Origin of the sequence: Klebsiella variicola, from assembly GCF_000828055.2 — a bacterium.
Taxonomy (GTDB): domain Bacteria; phylum Pseudomonadota; class Gammaproteobacteria; order Enterobacterales; family Enterobacteriaceae; genus Klebsiella; species Klebsiella variicola.
On sequence record NZ_CP010523.2, the window covers coordinates 37428 to 51624 of the forward strand.

General features: G+C 59.0%; 14 protein-coding genes. 8 read left to right on the plus strand and 6 right to left on the minus strand.

Features of this window, described 5'->3' with window-relative positions; all coding sequences use genetic code 11:
- The first annotated feature begins 97 nt into the window (after nt 1–97).
- The gene (gene nepI / locus SP68_RS00180; protein WP_040969877.1) at nt 98–1282 is read left to right on the plus strand and encodes a purine ribonucleoside efflux pump NepI; all 1185 of its coding nucleotides are present in this window, start codon (nt 98–100) and stop codon (nt 1280–1282) included.
- A 173-nt stretch (nt 1283–1455) separates the two neighbouring features.
- Here nepI and SP68_RS00185 read toward each other — a convergent pair whose 3' ends face one another.
- From SP68_RS00185 to SP68_RS00200, 4 genes are all read right to left on the minus strand, one after another.
- Entirely contained in the window at nt 1456–2835 is a 1380-nt protein-coding gene (locus tag SP68_RS00185; protein ID WP_012540271.1) for a carbohydrate porin, read from the minus strand.
- Between the two features lie 144 nt (nt 2836–2979).
- A complete protein-coding gene (locus tag SP68_RS00190; RefSeq protein WP_002923158.1) occupies nt 2980–3282 on the minus strand; it encodes a PTS lactose/cellobiose transporter subunit IIA in 303 nt (100 codons plus the stop codon).
- Between the two features lie 97 nt (nt 3283–3379).
- Nucleotides 3380–4702, minus strand: coding sequence for a PTS cellobiose transporter subunit IIC (locus SP68_RS00195; protein ID WP_008806769.1), 1323 nt, complete (start codon nt 4700–4702; stop codon nt 3380–3382).
- An 11-nt stretch (nt 4703–4713) separates the two neighbouring features.
- Complete coding sequence (locus SP68_RS00200; protein WP_004145041.1) at nt 4714–5028, minus strand: PTS sugar transporter subunit IIB; 315 nt, start codon at nt 5026–5028, stop codon at nt 4714–4716.
- A 293-nt stretch (nt 5029–5321) separates the two neighbouring features.
- On the opposite strand from SP68_RS00200, the gene SP68_RS00205 reads away from it, so the two are divergent.
- The 3 genes from SP68_RS00205 (at nt 5322) to SP68_RS00215 (ending at nt 9121) form a co-directional block, all read left to right on the plus strand.
- On the plus strand, nt 5322–6263 hold the full coding sequence (locus SP68_RS00205; protein ID WP_032691298.1) for a LacI family DNA-binding transcriptional regulator: 942 nt from the start codon (nt 5322–5324) through the stop codon (nt 6261–6263).
- Between the two features lie 211 nt (nt 6264–6474).
- Entirely contained in the window at nt 6475–7845 is a 1371-nt protein-coding gene (locus SP68_RS00210) for an MFS transporter (protein WP_012540273.1), read from the plus strand.
- A 13-nt stretch (nt 7846–7858) separates the two neighbouring features.
- Complete coding sequence (locus SP68_RS00215; RefSeq protein WP_008806772.1) at nt 7859–9121, plus strand: gallate dioxygenase; 1263 nt, start codon at nt 7859–7861, stop codon at nt 9119–9121.
- Here the strand turns inward: SP68_RS00215 and SP68_RS00220 are convergent.
- Nucleotides 9118–10344 (minus strand): LysR family transcriptional regulator, encoded by a 1227-nt coding sequence (locus SP68_RS00220; protein ID WP_032731517.1) that lies wholly within the window; start codon nt 10342–10344, stop codon nt 9118–9120. The genes SP68_RS00215 and SP68_RS00220 overlap by 4 nt on opposite strands.
- 127 nt (nt 10345–10471) lie before the next feature.
- Between SP68_RS00220 and galB the strand changes: the two genes are divergently transcribed.
- From galB to SP68_RS00240, 4 genes are read left to right on the plus strand one after another with little or no spacing between them, the layout of a single operon-like run.
- Entirely contained in the window at nt 10472–11212 is a 741-nt protein-coding gene (galB, locus tag SP68_RS00225) for a 4-oxalmesaconate hydratase (RefSeq protein ID WP_022065828.1), read from the plus strand.
- On the plus strand, nt 11209–11922 hold the full coding sequence (locus SP68_RS00230) for a 4-carboxy-4-hydroxy-2-oxoadipate aldolase/oxaloacetate decarboxylase (protein ID WP_008806775.1): 714 nt from the start codon (nt 11209–11211) through the stop codon (nt 11920–11922). Before galB ends, SP68_RS00230 begins: the two co-directional genes overlap by 4 nt.
- On the plus strand, nt 11923–13008 hold the full coding sequence (locus SP68_RS00235) for a 4-oxalomesaconate tautomerase (RefSeq protein WP_016162004.1): 1086 nt from the start codon (nt 11923–11925) through the stop codon (nt 13006–13008).
- Nucleotides 13009–13010: 2 nt separating this feature from the next.
- Nucleotides 13011–13874 (plus strand): NAD(P)-dependent oxidoreductase, encoded by an 864-nt coding sequence (locus SP68_RS00240; protein ID WP_022065829.1) that lies wholly within the window; start codon nt 13011–13013, stop codon nt 13872–13874.
- Between the two features lie 3 nt (nt 13875–13877).
- On the opposite strand, the gene SP68_RS00245 is transcribed toward SP68_RS00240, so the two are convergent.
- Nucleotides 13878–14168, minus strand: a complete 291-nt coding sequence (locus SP68_RS00245) for a YicS family protein (protein ID WP_023298372.1) — start codon at nt 14166–14168, stop codon at nt 13878–13880.
- Nucleotides 14169–14197 lie beyond the last annotated feature (29 nt).

Below are 14197 nucleotides of genomic sequence, written 5' to 3' on the forward strand. Positions count from 1 at the left end.
TCTTATGAAAAGCGAGAAGAGTTGCGAAAACGTTAAATTCGTCACAAACAAAATGTTACACTGCGCGGCTTTCAGCCACTTTCTTCGCAGGTCACTCATGAGTCATTCAAATGAAGCCAAACCCCATGCACGCGAGCTGGCGCGACCAAACTGGTCGGCGGTTTTCGCGGTTGCTTTCTGCGTTGCCTGCCTGATTACCGTCGAATTTCTACCGGTCAGTCTGCTGACGCCGATGGCGCTGGATTTAGGCATCTCCGAAGGGATGGCCGGGCAGTCGGTGACGACGACGGCATTCGTAGCGATGTTCTCCAGCCTGTTTATCACCTCCATCATTGGCAAAACCGATCGCCGCTACGTGGTGATCCTGTTTTCGCTGCTGCTGACCCTTTCCTGCCTGCTGGTATCGTTTGCCGATAGCCTCACCCTGCTGCTGCTGGGACGAGCCTGTCTGGGCCTGGCGCTCGGCGGTTTCTGGGCGATGTCGGCCTCGCTGACCATGCGGCTGGTGCCGATGCGCGTGGTGCCGAAAGCGCTGTCGATTATCTTCGGCGCGGTATCAATCGCGCTGGTGATCGCCGCCCCATTGGGCAGTTTCCTTGGCGGGCTTATCGGCTGGCGCAACGTCTTTAACGGCGCGGCGGTGATGGGCGTGCTGTGTACGCTCTGGGTGCTGAAAGCGCTGCCGTCGCTGCCCGGTGAATCGGCTTCTCAGCAGCAAAATATGTTTGGTCTGCTGAAGCGTCCGGGGGTGATGGCCGGGATGTGCGCCATTTTCATGGCCTTTGCCGGACAGTTCGCCTTCTTTACCTATATTCGCCCGGTTTACATGACCCTCGCCGGTTTTGACGTCGACGGCCTGACGCTGGTGCTGTTGAGCTTTGGTATCGCCAGCTTTATCGGCACCTCGCTCTCCTCGGTGCTTCTCAAGCGTTCGGTAAAAGCGGCGCTGGCGATCTCGCCGCTGGTGCTGACCGCCTGCGCGGTGGCGCTGGTGCTGTGGGGAGAAAGCAAAATCGTCGCCTCGACGGTGGCGATTATCTGGGGCTTCGCGTTTGCGCTGATCCCGGTGGGGTGGTCAACGTGGATCACCCGTTCACTCTCCGATCAGGCGGAAAAAGCCGGGTCGATTCAGGTGGCGGTGATCCAGCTGGCCAACACCTGCGGCGCCGCGGTCGGCGGCGTGGCGCTCGACCACTTAGGCCTGCTGTCGCCGCTGGTGTTGTCAGGAATATTAATGCTGTTTACCGGCCTGCTGGTGGCGACCAAAGTGAAGGTGAATTAACCCGCTTACGGCCGTTCGCCTTTTGCCAGCCGGCACTACCGCGGGTACGGCGCCTGACCGCCCGGCGGCGCTGCGCTTGCCGGGCCTACGGGTGGTATCCCGCAGGCCTCCTCAGTCGTAGCCCGGCTAAGCGTAGCGCCAGCCGGGAACGCTCCTTCGGCAATGCTATCGCATCAGAACCATGCCTCAAACATCCCACCGACGTTCAGCGAATCCAGCTGCTGGTCCTGGGTGCCGTTAACCTTCGCGGTGTGCTCGTTGTCCACCTGGCCGCCGGTCACATAGAAGCGCAGCATCGGACGGAACTCCGGCCCCATGCCGATGGCGATGTTCTGCGACAGCGTCAGCTTCCAGCCGTGGTTATCCCCGCCCTGGTCGTAATCCACGCGCTGGTAGCCCGCTTCCAGCCAGGTGGAGTGCACGTCGTTCCAGAAATACATCGGCCGCACGATGGCACCGTAGTTCTTGCGGTTGTCGGTGTTGTCCTTGCCGTTGTCGTAGTCGTGGAAGGCCAGCAGGTATTCGATCTGCGCCTGCTGGGTGAACTTATGGCTGCCCTCGAAGCTGGCGTAGACCGTGGTCAGGTCGTCGGTTTTGTTGTAGACGCTGTTATCCGAGTTGTCGGAGTAGCGCAGGATCACCTTGTTCACCCCGCTGTCGTTGGTGTGGCTCAGCACCAGGCCGCCCTGCCAGGCTTCGAGGCGCGCGTCGCTGTCCACCGCCTTCGAGTCAAAGCCGTAGTTGGCGTACACCTCGACGTCGATCGGCCCGGCCTTGATGTTGTGGGTTTTGGTGGTCAGCGCGTAGTGGCCGTTGTCGCCGGTGTCGGAGCTGCCGGTACAGGTGATACGCGACGGGTTGGTCTCGTCTGCCATCACTTCCGGACTACAGGATTTCACCTGCGACACCGTCGCCACGTCAAACTGCACGCCGCCGATATCAAAGTTCTTCACCCCGGCGCCCTGGCCGTCGTGGTTCATCCAGAAGTAGTCGTTGATCCCCTGTTGCGGACGCTGGTGGAAGTCGCGGCCGGCCCAGATATAGGCGTTGGGGTTGGATTCCAGCACGTTGGTGACGCCGACGTAGGCCTTCTTCAGGTTAACTTCGTCGCTCCAGTGGTCGAACATCACGTTGAGATCCCAGATAGCCCCCTGCGCGCTTTTGAAGGCCTTGCTGATCTGGAATTCGCCGCCGTTGCTTTCGTTGCCGAGACGGCCGATCGCCGAGGCGCCGTTATAGGAGCCGTCGACGCCGACATATTTCTGGTCGCCGGTCTGGAAGTGGGCGCCATAGCGGGCATAGCCGCTGAACTTGAGGCCGAACGGAATGGCCATATCCGGCGAGGCGGCGGTGGTCTGCGGGTTGGTGATCACGTCGACCTTTTTGTTGGCCGCGGCGTCGATTTTCGCCTGGCGGTCGGCCAGCGCTTTATCAACGGCTTTGGCAACGATGGCGTCGATCTGTTCCTGCGTAAATTCTTGCGCCATGACAGAAATTGGGCACAGCGCGGCGACAACCGCCATGGCTAAAGGCAGTTTTTTCACAGTATTCATGGTTATCTCGCTTTAATAATTAATATATTTCAGATAATAACCATCCCATTCTGGCTAAAATAAATAACCAAAATAAGCTGATTTGTTTTTTAGGGTACAGCGACGCCGGAGAATAATATTCTCGCTGACGTTATTCCATATTAATTAACGCTGGTACAGATGGATTAATTCTTCTGAGAACTCACGGGCCAGCAGCGAATTCATCAGATGATCCTGGGCATGTACCATAATCAGCGTCATAGGCTGACGCGCTTCACCGGCATCCTGCCCGATGAGCTGGGTCTGCATCTGATGCGCCCGGCGGGCGTAGCCGTCGGCCTCATTTAAGAGTAAGCGCGCTTCGTCGATATTTCCGGTTCGGGCCGCATGCAACGCTTCAAAACATAATGAGCGTGACTGTCCCGCATTAACGATAATTTCCATTACCGCATCTTCTAATTCAATCATGTATATTCCTGAGGTATTTATTATTTAATAATGCAGGGAAAGTCCATTTTCTGCATTATTACGCTGTCATCTTATTATCTCTCCGGAAGGAGAGGGATTAGCTAACGGTTTCTGCCACCGGAACGCTATTTTTGGCTTTCTCAACTTCGGTTTTCATTAAGGAACGTTCATAGGCGCGCAGGAACGGCAGGTAAATAACCGCCGACATCACCATGCAGATAACGCACATCACCACCGGACTCAGGGTCCAGTTGGCCGCCCATGACGCGCCAATCGGGGCCGGCGTGGTCCACGGCGTCAGCGACACCACCTGGCTCAGCCAGCCAAGACGCGTCGCGCCGTAAGCCAGCACCGCGTTGACCATCGGCACGCAGACGAAGGGGATAAACATCATCGGGTTCATGATGATTGGCGCCCCGAACAGAATCGGCTCGTTGATATTAAAGAAGCTCGGCACAATGCCCATCTTGCCGATGGTGCGCAGATGCGTGGCCCGGCTACGCAGCAGCAGGAAAGCCAGCGGCAGGGTCGAACCGACGCCGCCAATCAGCAGATAGTGATCCCAGAAGCCCTGCAGATAGACGTGCGGCAGCACCGTACCCGCCGCCAGCGCCGCCTGGTTTGCCGACAGGTTGGCCATCCAGAACGGGTTCATAATGCCGGTAACAATCAGTGAGCCGTGGATCCCGGCGAACCAGAAAATCTGGCACATCAGAACGGAGAGCAAAATCGCCGGCAGCGAGTCGGAGGCGGAAACCAGCGGCTCCAGCAGATGCATGATCGCCTGCGGCAGGATCATCCCGGTCTGCGCTTCGATAAACAGGTTCAGCGGATGCAGAGTCGCAATGACCACCAGCACCGGGATCAGGATTTCAAACGAACGGGCGACGCCGGTGGGGACCTCTTTCGGCAGACGAATCGTAATGTTGTTTTGCTTCAGCCACGCATAAACGCGGGTGGAGTAGATGGCGGTGATCAGCGCGGTGAAAATGCCCTGACCGGACAGATACTGAGTGGAAATTTTGCCATCGGCATAGGGCGCGGCGACCAGCAGGAAGGCCATAAACGCCAGCAGACCGGACATTACCGGATCGAGCTGAAACTGACGACCGAGGCTGGCGCCAATGCCGACCGAGATAAAGAAGGTCATCACGCCCATGCTGAGGTTAAACGGCAGCATCAGCTGTTCGCGGTAGTGCTGGGAGAAATCAAGCCAGCCGCGGGCAAAGCCGTTGGTGGTATCGGGTGAAAACGGCGGAAAGATAAATACCAGCATGAAAGAGCCGATGATCATAAACGGCAAGGCGGCAGTGAAGCCATCGCGGATAGCGATAACGTATTTCTGCTGCCCAAGGCGTCCTGCCAGCGGAGTAATAGATTGCTCGATCACGGCAATCATGGACTGATACAGAGAACTCATTTCAACACCTCTCAGTGCGCCGCTGGGATCAGCGACAGAGCATAATTCAGGACGTTGTCTCCCCGCTGCATACCGTAGTCCATCGTATCGATGGGCTGAACGGGAATGTTCAGGGAAGCCGCTTTGTCAGACAGGGTTTTCAACATGTATTTCACCTGGGGGCCAAGCAACACCACCTGATACTGCGGAAACTGCATGTCAAATTCGGAAACGCCATAGGCATCAATCTGCACCGGCAGGTCACGTTCATTCGCCGCCTCCACCATCTTTCTGACCAGCAGACTGGTGGACATCCCGGCAGAGCAGCACAGCATAATCTTGTACATCGACGACCATCCTCAAAATGTAAAAAGTTATTGCGTGGATGATTTGATATCAGACGGAAACCGGTTTCCATTCATAAAAAGCAGAACTGTGATAGTGGTCAAGATCTCCTGCTTATGGGGCGGATTTATTGGATTTCGCTCACATTATTCTGTCGATTTGGCGATGTTTTGCGCTGAAATGGAAAATCGGTTTCCAAACAAATGGTGAAATGGATATACTGCGCTGGTCACAATTGAAGCGATTCAGGTTTACAGGATTTTGGCGGGACGCGGCGCCCGCGCAGGGGAAAATGATGTCGACAATCAATGATGTTTCACGACTTGCCGGGGTTTCCAAAGCCACGGTGTCGCGAGTGTTGAGCGGCTCACGTGGCGTGAAGGAAGCCAGTCGTCAGGCGGTGCTGCAGGCGGCGGAAGCGCTCAATTATCGGCCAAACATGATAGCCCAGTCGTTGCTCAGCCAGTCCACCGGCTGTATCGGCGTCATCTGCGCCCAGGACAACATCAATCAAACCACCAGCTATCTCTACGCCCTGGAAAAACAGCTCAGCCAGCACCAGAAGCACCTGCTGCTGCGCTTCGCCAACACCAGCAACGGCGTGATGAGCTCGCTGGAGGAGTTGACCTGCGGGTTGTGCGATAACGTGCTGATCATCGGCGCGCGTTTTCCCCTGAATATTAACCGCCCGGACGTGGTGCTGGTGGACTGCCTCGACAGCGAGGGCGACAACAGCATTCAGTTCGATCATGCCTTCGCTGCCGAAACCGCCTGCCACTATCTGATTAGTCAGGGGAGACGGCAGATTGCGCTGATTCATCCGCAGAGCAGCGGCTTTGCCGACCAGGTGCTGCTGGGCTACAAGCACGCGCTGGAAAAAAACTTTTTGCCGTTTAATCGCAACCTGGTGTTTCTGGATAACACCTCGCCGTCGGTGGCGGTCCAGGAGCTGGTCAATAACGCCACGACGCTGAACTTTAACGCGCTGCTGGTGAGCGATGAACAGCAGGCGCAGCGCGTGGTGCCGCAGCTGCAGGCGTTTAACCGCGCCGTTCCGCAAAATGTGATGGTGTTTAGCCTCGCCGGATCGTTACAGCTGCCCGGTATCCCCACCATTCCGGCCATTGAATATTCCATGGACGCGATGGCGTCGCGGATCGTCAACTGGCTGACCGAGAAAACGGACAACCCGGGCGGCAGCCCGCTGCGCGGCGATTTAATTATTCCGAAGCACTGAACACCGCTCTTGCCCTGACCCGCCGCCGTTGGCTGCGGGTTTTTTGCTGGCTGGTTTTTGTCGTATCCCTCACATTATAAATAAAACTCATATCTGACGCCGGGTTTTCGAACCGGACAGCCTGCGTGACCTGCCTTAAGTTGAGTACGAAAGTTCCACTCAAAAAACACTAACCAGAACATTCGTACCGCCTGCTTAAGGAAGTGACCCTATGAATCACATGAACGTTGTCGATGTGAAAGCGTGGATAGATGCCCGTCCGGTCTCGCGCTTTCAATGGAACGTGCTGCTGCTCTGTTTCATCATCATTATGCTGGATGGGTATGACGCCGCGGTGATGGGCTTTGTCGCCCCGGCGCTCATTGAGGACTGGGGCATCAGCCGGGCTGAAATGGGGCCGATTCTTGGGGCGGCCATGTTCGGCGTCGCCATTGGCGCCCTGGTGGCGGGCCCGCTTTCTGACCGCTACGGCCGAAAACGCATTTTACTCTGGTCGGTGGCGCTGTTTGCGCTGTTCAGCCTGGCCGGCGCCGTGGCGCAAAGCCCATCGCAACTGGCGCTGATGCGTTTTCTTACTGGCCTTGGCCTTGGCGCGGTGATGCCCAACTGCGTCACGCTGGTGGCAGAATATATGCCGGAGCGGCGTAAAGGGGTGATGATCACCCTGATGTACAGCGGTTTTAACGTGGGTTCCGGCCTCGGCGGCTTTATCGCCGCCGGTTTGTTATCGCATTACAGCTGGCACTCGGCGCTGATTTTTGGCGGCGTGCTGCCGCTCGTGGTGCTCCCCTTTATGATCGTGATGTTGCCGGAGTCGGCGATGAACATGGTGGCGCGCCGGCTACCGGGCGAGCAGATCGCCAGGGCGCTTAACCGGCTTGGGGGCCAGTTTACGGCGGAAACCGTTTTTCAGTTGAATGCGCCGCCCATCACGCGGAGCAGCAAAGTGGCGCAGCTGTTTCGGCATGGCTATGCCCGCGGCACGATAGCGCTGTGGCTGACCTATTTTATGGGGCTGTTCGTGATATATCTGCTGAACGGCTGGCTGCCAACCATTCTCCGCTCCGGCGGGCTGTCGCTGCAGCAGGCGGCGATGATGACCGGCTTGTTCCAGCTCGGCGGCCCGCTGGGCGGGATCCTTGTCGGTATGCTGATGGATCGCGCTTCGGCGAAAGCCGTGATTGCGGCAACCTATTTCCTCGGCTGCCTGTGCCTGTTGTCCCAGGGGTTGATGGATTTCGGATCGGCGGCGCTGTCGGTGCTGATTTTTATCAGCGGGATGTGCATTAACGGCGCGCAGAACGGTCTGCAGGCCTATTCGCCAGCCTATTATCAAACCGAGATCCGTGCTACCGGCGTCAGCTGGATGCATGGTATCGGCCGTACCGGGGCTATTCTCAGCTCCACGCTGGGCGGGATGCTGATGCTGGCCGTACCGGGACACTCGTCGATCTTTTTGGTGCTTGCGCTGCCGGCCTGCCTGGCGGGGATCTGTATTTTGTTGCACCGTATGAATCACGCTAAGCCTCGACTCACAGAGGCAGAACTGGACGCTTTGTCATCCCCCCTGGAACACCGATAAGTGGAGTTATCTGATGGCTAACATTCTCGGCGGTATCGCCGTCTCTCATACCCCGACTATCGGCTTCGCGGTCGATCATCATAAACAGCAGGACCCGGCGTGGTCGCCGATCTTCCAGAGCTTCGAACCGCTGCAGCGCTGGCTGGAGGAGAAAAAACCGGATGCGCTGGTGTACATCTTTAATGATCATGTGACCGCCTTTTTCTTCGATCACTATTCGACTTTTACGCTGGGAATCGACAGTCAATATGACGTTGCCGATGAAGGCGGCGGACCACGCTGTCTGCCGCCGGTCCAGGGCAATGCGGCGCTCTCAAGGCACATTGGCGCCAGCCTGATGGCCGATGAGTTTGATATGTCGTTCTTTATGGATAAAAAGCTCGACCACGGCCTTTTCTCGCCGCTTTCGGCGCTGCTGCCCTGGGATGAAGCGCAGGGGTGGCCGACGGCGGTGATCCCGTTACAGATCGGCGTGCTGCAATTTCCGGTACCGAGCGCGCGCCGTTGTTACAAACTCGGCCAGGCGCTGCGCCGGGCAATTGAAAGCTTCCCGGAAGATATCAATGTGGCGATTGTCGCGACCGGCGGGCTCTCGCATCAGGTTCATGGCGAGCGCTGCGGATTTAATAATCCCGACTGGGATGCCCAGTTTGTTGACATGCTGGTTAATGACCCGGAAAAGCTCACCGAAATGACCCTTGGCGAATATGCTGAGCTGGGGGGGATGGAGGGGTCCGAAGTGATCATGTGGCTGGTGATGCGCGGCGCGCTATCAGCCAATGTCACCGAAACCTGGCGCGACTATTACCTGCCGTCGATGACCGGTATCGCCACGCTGATCCTTGAGAACAATGCGCGCCTGCCCCCCGTCGATACCCTGACGCGCCATCGCCAGCATATGGCGCAGCAGCTGGCCGGGGTGGAGAAACTGCCGGGAACCTATCCTTTTACCCACGAGCGCAGCCTGAATGGCTTGCGGCTTAACCGTTTCCTGCATCGGCTGATTGAGCCTGCCTGGCGCGAACGTTTTCTGCAGTCGCCTCAGTCGCTTTATGCCGAAGCCGGACTGAGTGAGGAGGAACAGCAGTTGCTCAACGCACGTGACTGGCGGGGATTGATTCAGTATGGCGCCAGTTTCTTCCTGCTGGAGAAAATGGGCGCGGTGGTCGGTGTATCCAACCTGCATATTTACGCCGCGATGCGCGGGCAGACGCTGGAGGCGTTTCAGCAAACGCGCAACCAACAGGTAACCTATTCGGTGGCGGGTAAACGTTAAACGGTCCCGTCCTGAACCTGCTGATAGATAAAACGCAACAGCGCCTGCGTCGCCGGGGAGGGCAGGCTGCCGGCGCGAAACGTCAGCCCGATACGCCGGGTGGTATCGGGCAGGGGGACCGGCAACACGCTGAGCAGCCCATTGTCAGTTTCAAAACGCATCTGGCTGGCGGAGACCGCCGCCAGCATGTCGGAGTCCTGCAGCAATCCTCTCACCATCGCCGCATCCCCGGTCTCCACCGTCGGCTGGGGCAGCGGCAGCCCCAGGGTGATAAACGCCTTATCCAGTAAATGGCGCGCCGGCGCGTTGGCGCGCGGCAGCACCCATTGCGCGGTCGCCAGCTGGCTGCGCGGATCCGGATGGCGCAGCAGCGGGTGGTTATTACGCAGTAAAATCAACATATCCTCTTCAAATAACGCCTCGCTACAGAGGTCCGGAAGATCTTCATCCTGACGCAGGGCGCCGATAATAAAATCGATATTACCTGCCCGCATATCGGCGACCAGCGACTCATACGGGCTTTCATTGGTCATGAGGGTAATGCCCGGGTGCTGAGCCAGAAAGGCGGCGATGGCGGAGGGCAGTAGCCGGGTCCGGCTCAGCGGCAGGGCGCCAATGCGCACGGTGCCCTCCAGCACCCCGCGACGGGCGGCGATATCGCTCCAGATGTTTTCCAGCTCGTTGAGCGCTCTGCTTACCGGGGGATAGAGTAGCTCCGCAGCAGGCGTGGGGCGCACCCCTTCTGGCGTCCGGCGAAATAGCGCCGAATCCGCTCCTTTTTCCAGGACCTTCAGCGCGGCGCTGACCGCCGGCTGGGTGATCCCCAACTGTTGCGCGACGGTTTGGGTATGGTTGACGTGATAGAGCTGAATAAATATGGCTAACCGGCGGGTATTGAACAGCCAGCCGGCGTCCGCCAGCGGGCCGCTGGTGCGGGTATGGTGTTTCTGCAACAGCGCCGGGATGGCCTGCAGGTCGTCAATCGCCCGCCGGGCGCGCGGCAGGATGCACTTGCCATACTCGGTGGGCACCATGCCGCTGTAATGGCGTTCGAACAGCGTAACGTTCAACGCGGCTTCAAGGTCGCGGATGGCCCGGGTTATCGCTGACTGCGTGCGGAATAAGTCATCGGCCGCACGCGAGACACTTCCGCGCAGCGCGACCTGACAGAAAAAGCGCAGCTGCATGATATTTATGATTTTATCGTGCTTTTTCTTCAGCATGGTTCGTCAGGCCTGAAACAGTGAGTGAGTCGACAACATAAATAAAAATCATAGCCTTCGCAAGTTAACGAATTACCTCCCTGCGACGGGACATGACAAGCTGAAAAAAACAACAGAGGAAGCCATCATGTCTCATCCGGTTAGCGAAAAAAGTGCCCTTGTCGTCAGCGCCCACTCGGCCGATTTCGTCTGGCGCGCGGGCGGTGCGATAGCGCTGCATGCCCTGCAGGGCTATCAGGTCCATGTGGTCTGTTTATCCTTTGGCGAGCGCGGCGAGTCCGCCAAACTGTGGCGCAAAGGCAACATGACCGAGGAGGCGGTGAAGCAGGTGCGTCGCGAAGAGGCGCAGGCCGCCGCTGAGATCCTGGGCGCCAGCGTCGAATTCTTTGATATCGGCGACTATCCGCTGCGCGCCGATAAAGAGACGCTGTTTCGTCTGGCGGATGTGTATCGCCGTATCCAGCCCCACTTTGTCCTGACGCACTCCCTGCACGATCCCTATAACTACGATCATCCGCTGGCCTCCCACCTGGCGCAGGAGGCTCGGATTATCGCTCAGGCAGAAGGCTATCGCCCCGGCGAGAAAATTGTCGCTGCTCCCCCGGTTTACTGTTTCGAACCGCACCAGCCGGAGCAGTGCAACTGGAAACCCGATGTGTTACTGGACATCACCGCCGTCTGGGAGAAAAAGTATCAGGCCATTCAGTGCATGCAGGGTCAGGAGCATCTGTGGGAATACTACACCCGCGTGGCGCTGCAGCGCGGGGTGCAGGCCAAGCGCAATATCGGCATCACGGCCACGCGCGATATCGTTCACGGCGAAGCCTTCCAGAGCATCTTCCCCCGCGTAACGGAGAACCTGGCATGAACCTGTTAAATAAAAAAGGCCTTGTGATCCGCCACCTGCCGCGCCATGACGAGGCGGTTTTGCGCCGCTGTGAGGCGGCCGGGGTGGCGACGCTCCATGAAGCCTGGGATCGTCAGGGGCTGATGGGGCCGGCAATCCGTCCGATTCAGCAGGGCGTCAGCCGGGCGGGCAACGCGGTAACCGTGCTGGTGACGCCAGGCGACAACTGGATGTTTCATGTGGCGGTCGAGCAGTGCCGCGCCGGCGATATTCTGGTGGTGGCCCCGACGTCGCCGTGCGGCGATGGCTTCTTCGGCGATCTGCTGGCGACGTCTCTCCAATCGCGCGGCGTGGTCGGTCTGGTGGGCGATATCGGCATTCGTGATTCGCAGACTTTGCGGGAGATGGGATTCGCCGTCTGGTCCCGTCAGGTTTATGCCCAGGGAACGGTGAAAGAGAGCCTCGGTTCGGTTAACGTCCCGGTGATTTGCGCAGGCCAGCTTGTGCAGCCGGGCGATGTCGTGGTGGCCGACGACGATGGCGTCGTGGTGCTGCCTCACGCGCAGGTCCGTGATGTGCTCGATAAAGCGGAAGCCCGTATGAGCAATGAGCTTGCGAAGCGTGAGCGGATGCGCCATGGCGAGCTGGGGCTGGATATTTACGCGATGCGCCCGCGTCTGGCGGAAAAGGGGCTGCGGTATTACGACCGCGCAGACGAGGTGGAGGAATAAATGGCGCAACGCGGAATCCCCTGTCTATGGATGCGCGGCGGCACCTCGAAGGCAGCCTGTTTTCTGGCTGACGATCTGCCTGCCGATCCGGTGCAACGTGATGCGGTGCTGCTGGCGGTGATGGGCTCGCCTGATCCCCGGCAAATTGACGGGATCGGCGGCGCCGATCCGCTGACCAGTAAAGTGGCGATTATCCGCCGCTCCGCACGGCCTGACGCCGATGTGGACTATCTGTTTGCCCAGGTGAACGTGGCGGCGGCCACCGTGGATTACGGCCAAAACTGCGGCAATATTCTCGCCGCCGTTGGCCCTTTCGCCATCGAGCGTGGTCTGGTTCGCCACGATGCGCCGCTCACTCGGGTGCGTATTTATATGGAGAACACGGGGCAACTGGCGGTGGCAGAGATCCCCTGCGATGCCGACGGGGTCGACTACGCCGGCGAGAGTCGTATCGATGGCGTGCCGGGCAGCGCCAGCCCGATCCTGCTCCATTTTCTTGATGTGGCGGGCTCCAGCTGCGGGGCGCTGCTGCCGACCGGCCGGGTTCGTGACCGTTTTGACGGCGTTGAGGTGACCTGCATCGATAACGGTATGCCGGTGATCCTGCTGCGCGCTTCCGACCTCGGTTGCACCGGCTATGAGACGCGCGAACAGCTGGATAATGACGATGCGCTTAAACGTCGCCTGGAGTCGATTCGCCTGCAGGCCGGGCCGCTGATGCAGCTTGGCGACGTCAGCCAGCGCACGGTGCCCAAGATGACCCTGATCGCCGAACCGCGACACGGCGGCGCCATCAGCAGCCGCACCTTTATCCCCCACCGCTGCCACGCGTCAATCGGCGTGTTTGGCGCGGTGAGCGTGGCCAGCGCTTGTCTGCTCCCCGGCTCTGTCGCGCAGGGCCTGGCGCAGGTAGCGCCAGGCGATACGCCGCTGCTCAGCGTTGAGCATCCGACAGGCGAATTTAGCGTAACGCTTCAGCTTGATGCTGACGGCGCCCTGGCTGGCTGCGGCCTGTTACGCACGGCGCGACTGCTGTTTGCTGGCGAGGTTTTTATTCCGGCCCGCGTCTGGCCGCGTGAGGAGTAATGATGACGATCGCGTTTATTGGTTTTGGCGAGGCGGGTGGCATTCTGGCGGCGGATCTGGCCCGTGAGCATGCGGTGACCATTTGGGATTGCAAGCTCAATGGCCCGGCGCGAGAGGCGATGGGCAAAAAAGCCCGTGATTCGCGCGTTCAGGTGGGGAATTCGCTGGCGCAGGCGCTGGAGAGCGCCACGCTGGTTTTTTCTACTGTGACCGCGGGTGAGGCGCTAAAGGTGGCGCAGCAGGCCGCCGCGCTGCTGCAGCCGGGGCAATACTTCCTCGATCTCAACTCCGTGGCGCCGGAGACGAAACGGCAGGCGGCTGAACATTTTCTGCCCGGCGCCTACATCGATGTCGCGGTGATGGCGCCGGTACCGCCGGCCCGATTGCAGACACCGTTATTGATCGGCGGGCCGCAGGCGGAGGCGATCGCGCCGCGTCTGCAGGGGCTGGGGCTGAATGCCCGCTATGGCGCCAGTACGGTGGGCCAGGTGTCAGCGATAAAAATGTGCCGTAGCGTGATGATCAAAGGTCTTGAAGCGCTCACCACAGAATGCCTGTTCGCGGCCCGTGAATATGGCGTCGAGGAGGAGGTGCTTAGTTCCTTGCATCATAGTTTCCCCTCTCTGGGCTGGACAGGAGCGTTCCCCGACTATCTGATCAGCCGGGTGGCGGAACATGGCATTCGGCGCAGCGAAGAGATGGAAGAGGTGGTGAAAACCCTGCGTGACGTGGGGAGCGCCGGGATAATGAGCGAGGCGATCGCGAAAAGCCAGCGCCAGCTGCCGGAGCAGATGGCCGCCCGTAGCCTGAGCTACAGGCAGCTGACGCCGTTTGACTGGAAAACGCTGGTCGCCAGGCTGAAATAACCGCTATTTGGCCGGACAGACGATTTTGTCGATTGCGGCCTGGTAGCTTTTTTGGTTATTGCGCTCTTTCGCCAGCGTTGCTTCGCGGACCGCGTTCTTGTTACCGTCGGTCGCCAGCACTTTATTGGCAAAATCGTTATCGCTGAGGTGGCTTGCTGGCGCACATTTTTCCTTCACCGCTTTGAGCACCAGCTGTTTTTGCTGTTCGAACTGCAGGCTTTGCAGCGGTGATTCGGCCCACGCCGACGTGGCGCTCAGGGCGGTGACCAGGCATACCATCCAACATGCTTTCATCAGGCTTCTCCTTCCGTAATCGCTTCCGT

Bases quoted from the DNA above. Each gene is read 5' to 3' on its own strand.
- nepI (WP_040969877.1), top strand. From the start codon at position 98: ATGAGTCATTCAAATGAAGCCAAACCCCATGCACGCGAGCTGGCGCGA.
- SP68_RS00185 (WP_012540271.1), bottom strand. From the start codon at position 2,835: ATGAATACTGTGAAAAAACTGCCTTTAGCCATGGCGGTTGTCGCCGCG.
- SP68_RS00190 (WP_002923158.1), bottom strand. From the start codon at position 3,282: ATGATTGAATTAGAAGATGCGGTAATGGAAATTATCGTTAATGCGGGA.
- SP68_RS00195 (WP_008806769.1), bottom strand. From the start codon at position 4,702: ATGAGTTCTCTGTATCAGTCCATGATTGCCGTGATCGAGCAATCTATT.
- SP68_RS00200 (WP_004145041.1), bottom strand. From the start codon at position 5,028: ATGTACAAGATTATGCTGTGCTGCTCTGCCGGGATGTCCACCAGTCTG.
- SP68_RS00205 (WP_032691298.1), top strand. From the start codon at position 5,322: ATGTCGACAATCAATGATGTTTCACGACTTGCCGGGGTTTCCAAAGCC.
- SP68_RS00210 (WP_012540273.1), top strand. From the start codon at position 6,475: ATGAATCACATGAACGTTGTCGATGTGAAAGCGTGGATAGATGCCCGT.
- SP68_RS00215 (WP_008806772.1), top strand. From the start codon at position 7,859: ATGGCTAACATTCTCGGCGGTATCGCCGTCTCTCATACCCCGACTATC.
- SP68_RS00220 (WP_032731517.1), bottom strand. From the start codon at position 10,344: ATGCTGAAGAAAAAGCACGATAAAATCATAAATATCATGCAGCTGCGC.
- galB (WP_022065828.1), top strand. From the start codon at position 10,472: ATGTCTCATCCGGTTAGCGAAAAAAGTGCCCTTGTCGTCAGCGCCCAC.
- SP68_RS00230 (WP_008806775.1), top strand. From the start codon at position 11,209: ATGAACCTGTTAAATAAAAAAGGCCTTGTGATCCGCCACCTGCCGCGC.
- SP68_RS00235 (WP_016162004.1), top strand. From the start codon at position 11,923: ATGGCGCAACGCGGAATCCCCTGTCTATGGATGCGCGGCGGCACCTCG.
- SP68_RS00240 (WP_022065829.1), top strand. From the start codon at position 13,011: ATGACGATCGCGTTTATTGGTTTTGGCGAGGCGGGTGGCATTCTGGCG.
- SP68_RS00245 (WP_023298372.1), bottom strand. From the start codon at position 14,168: ATGAAAGCATGTTGGATGGTATGCCTGGTCACCGCCCTGAGCGCCACG.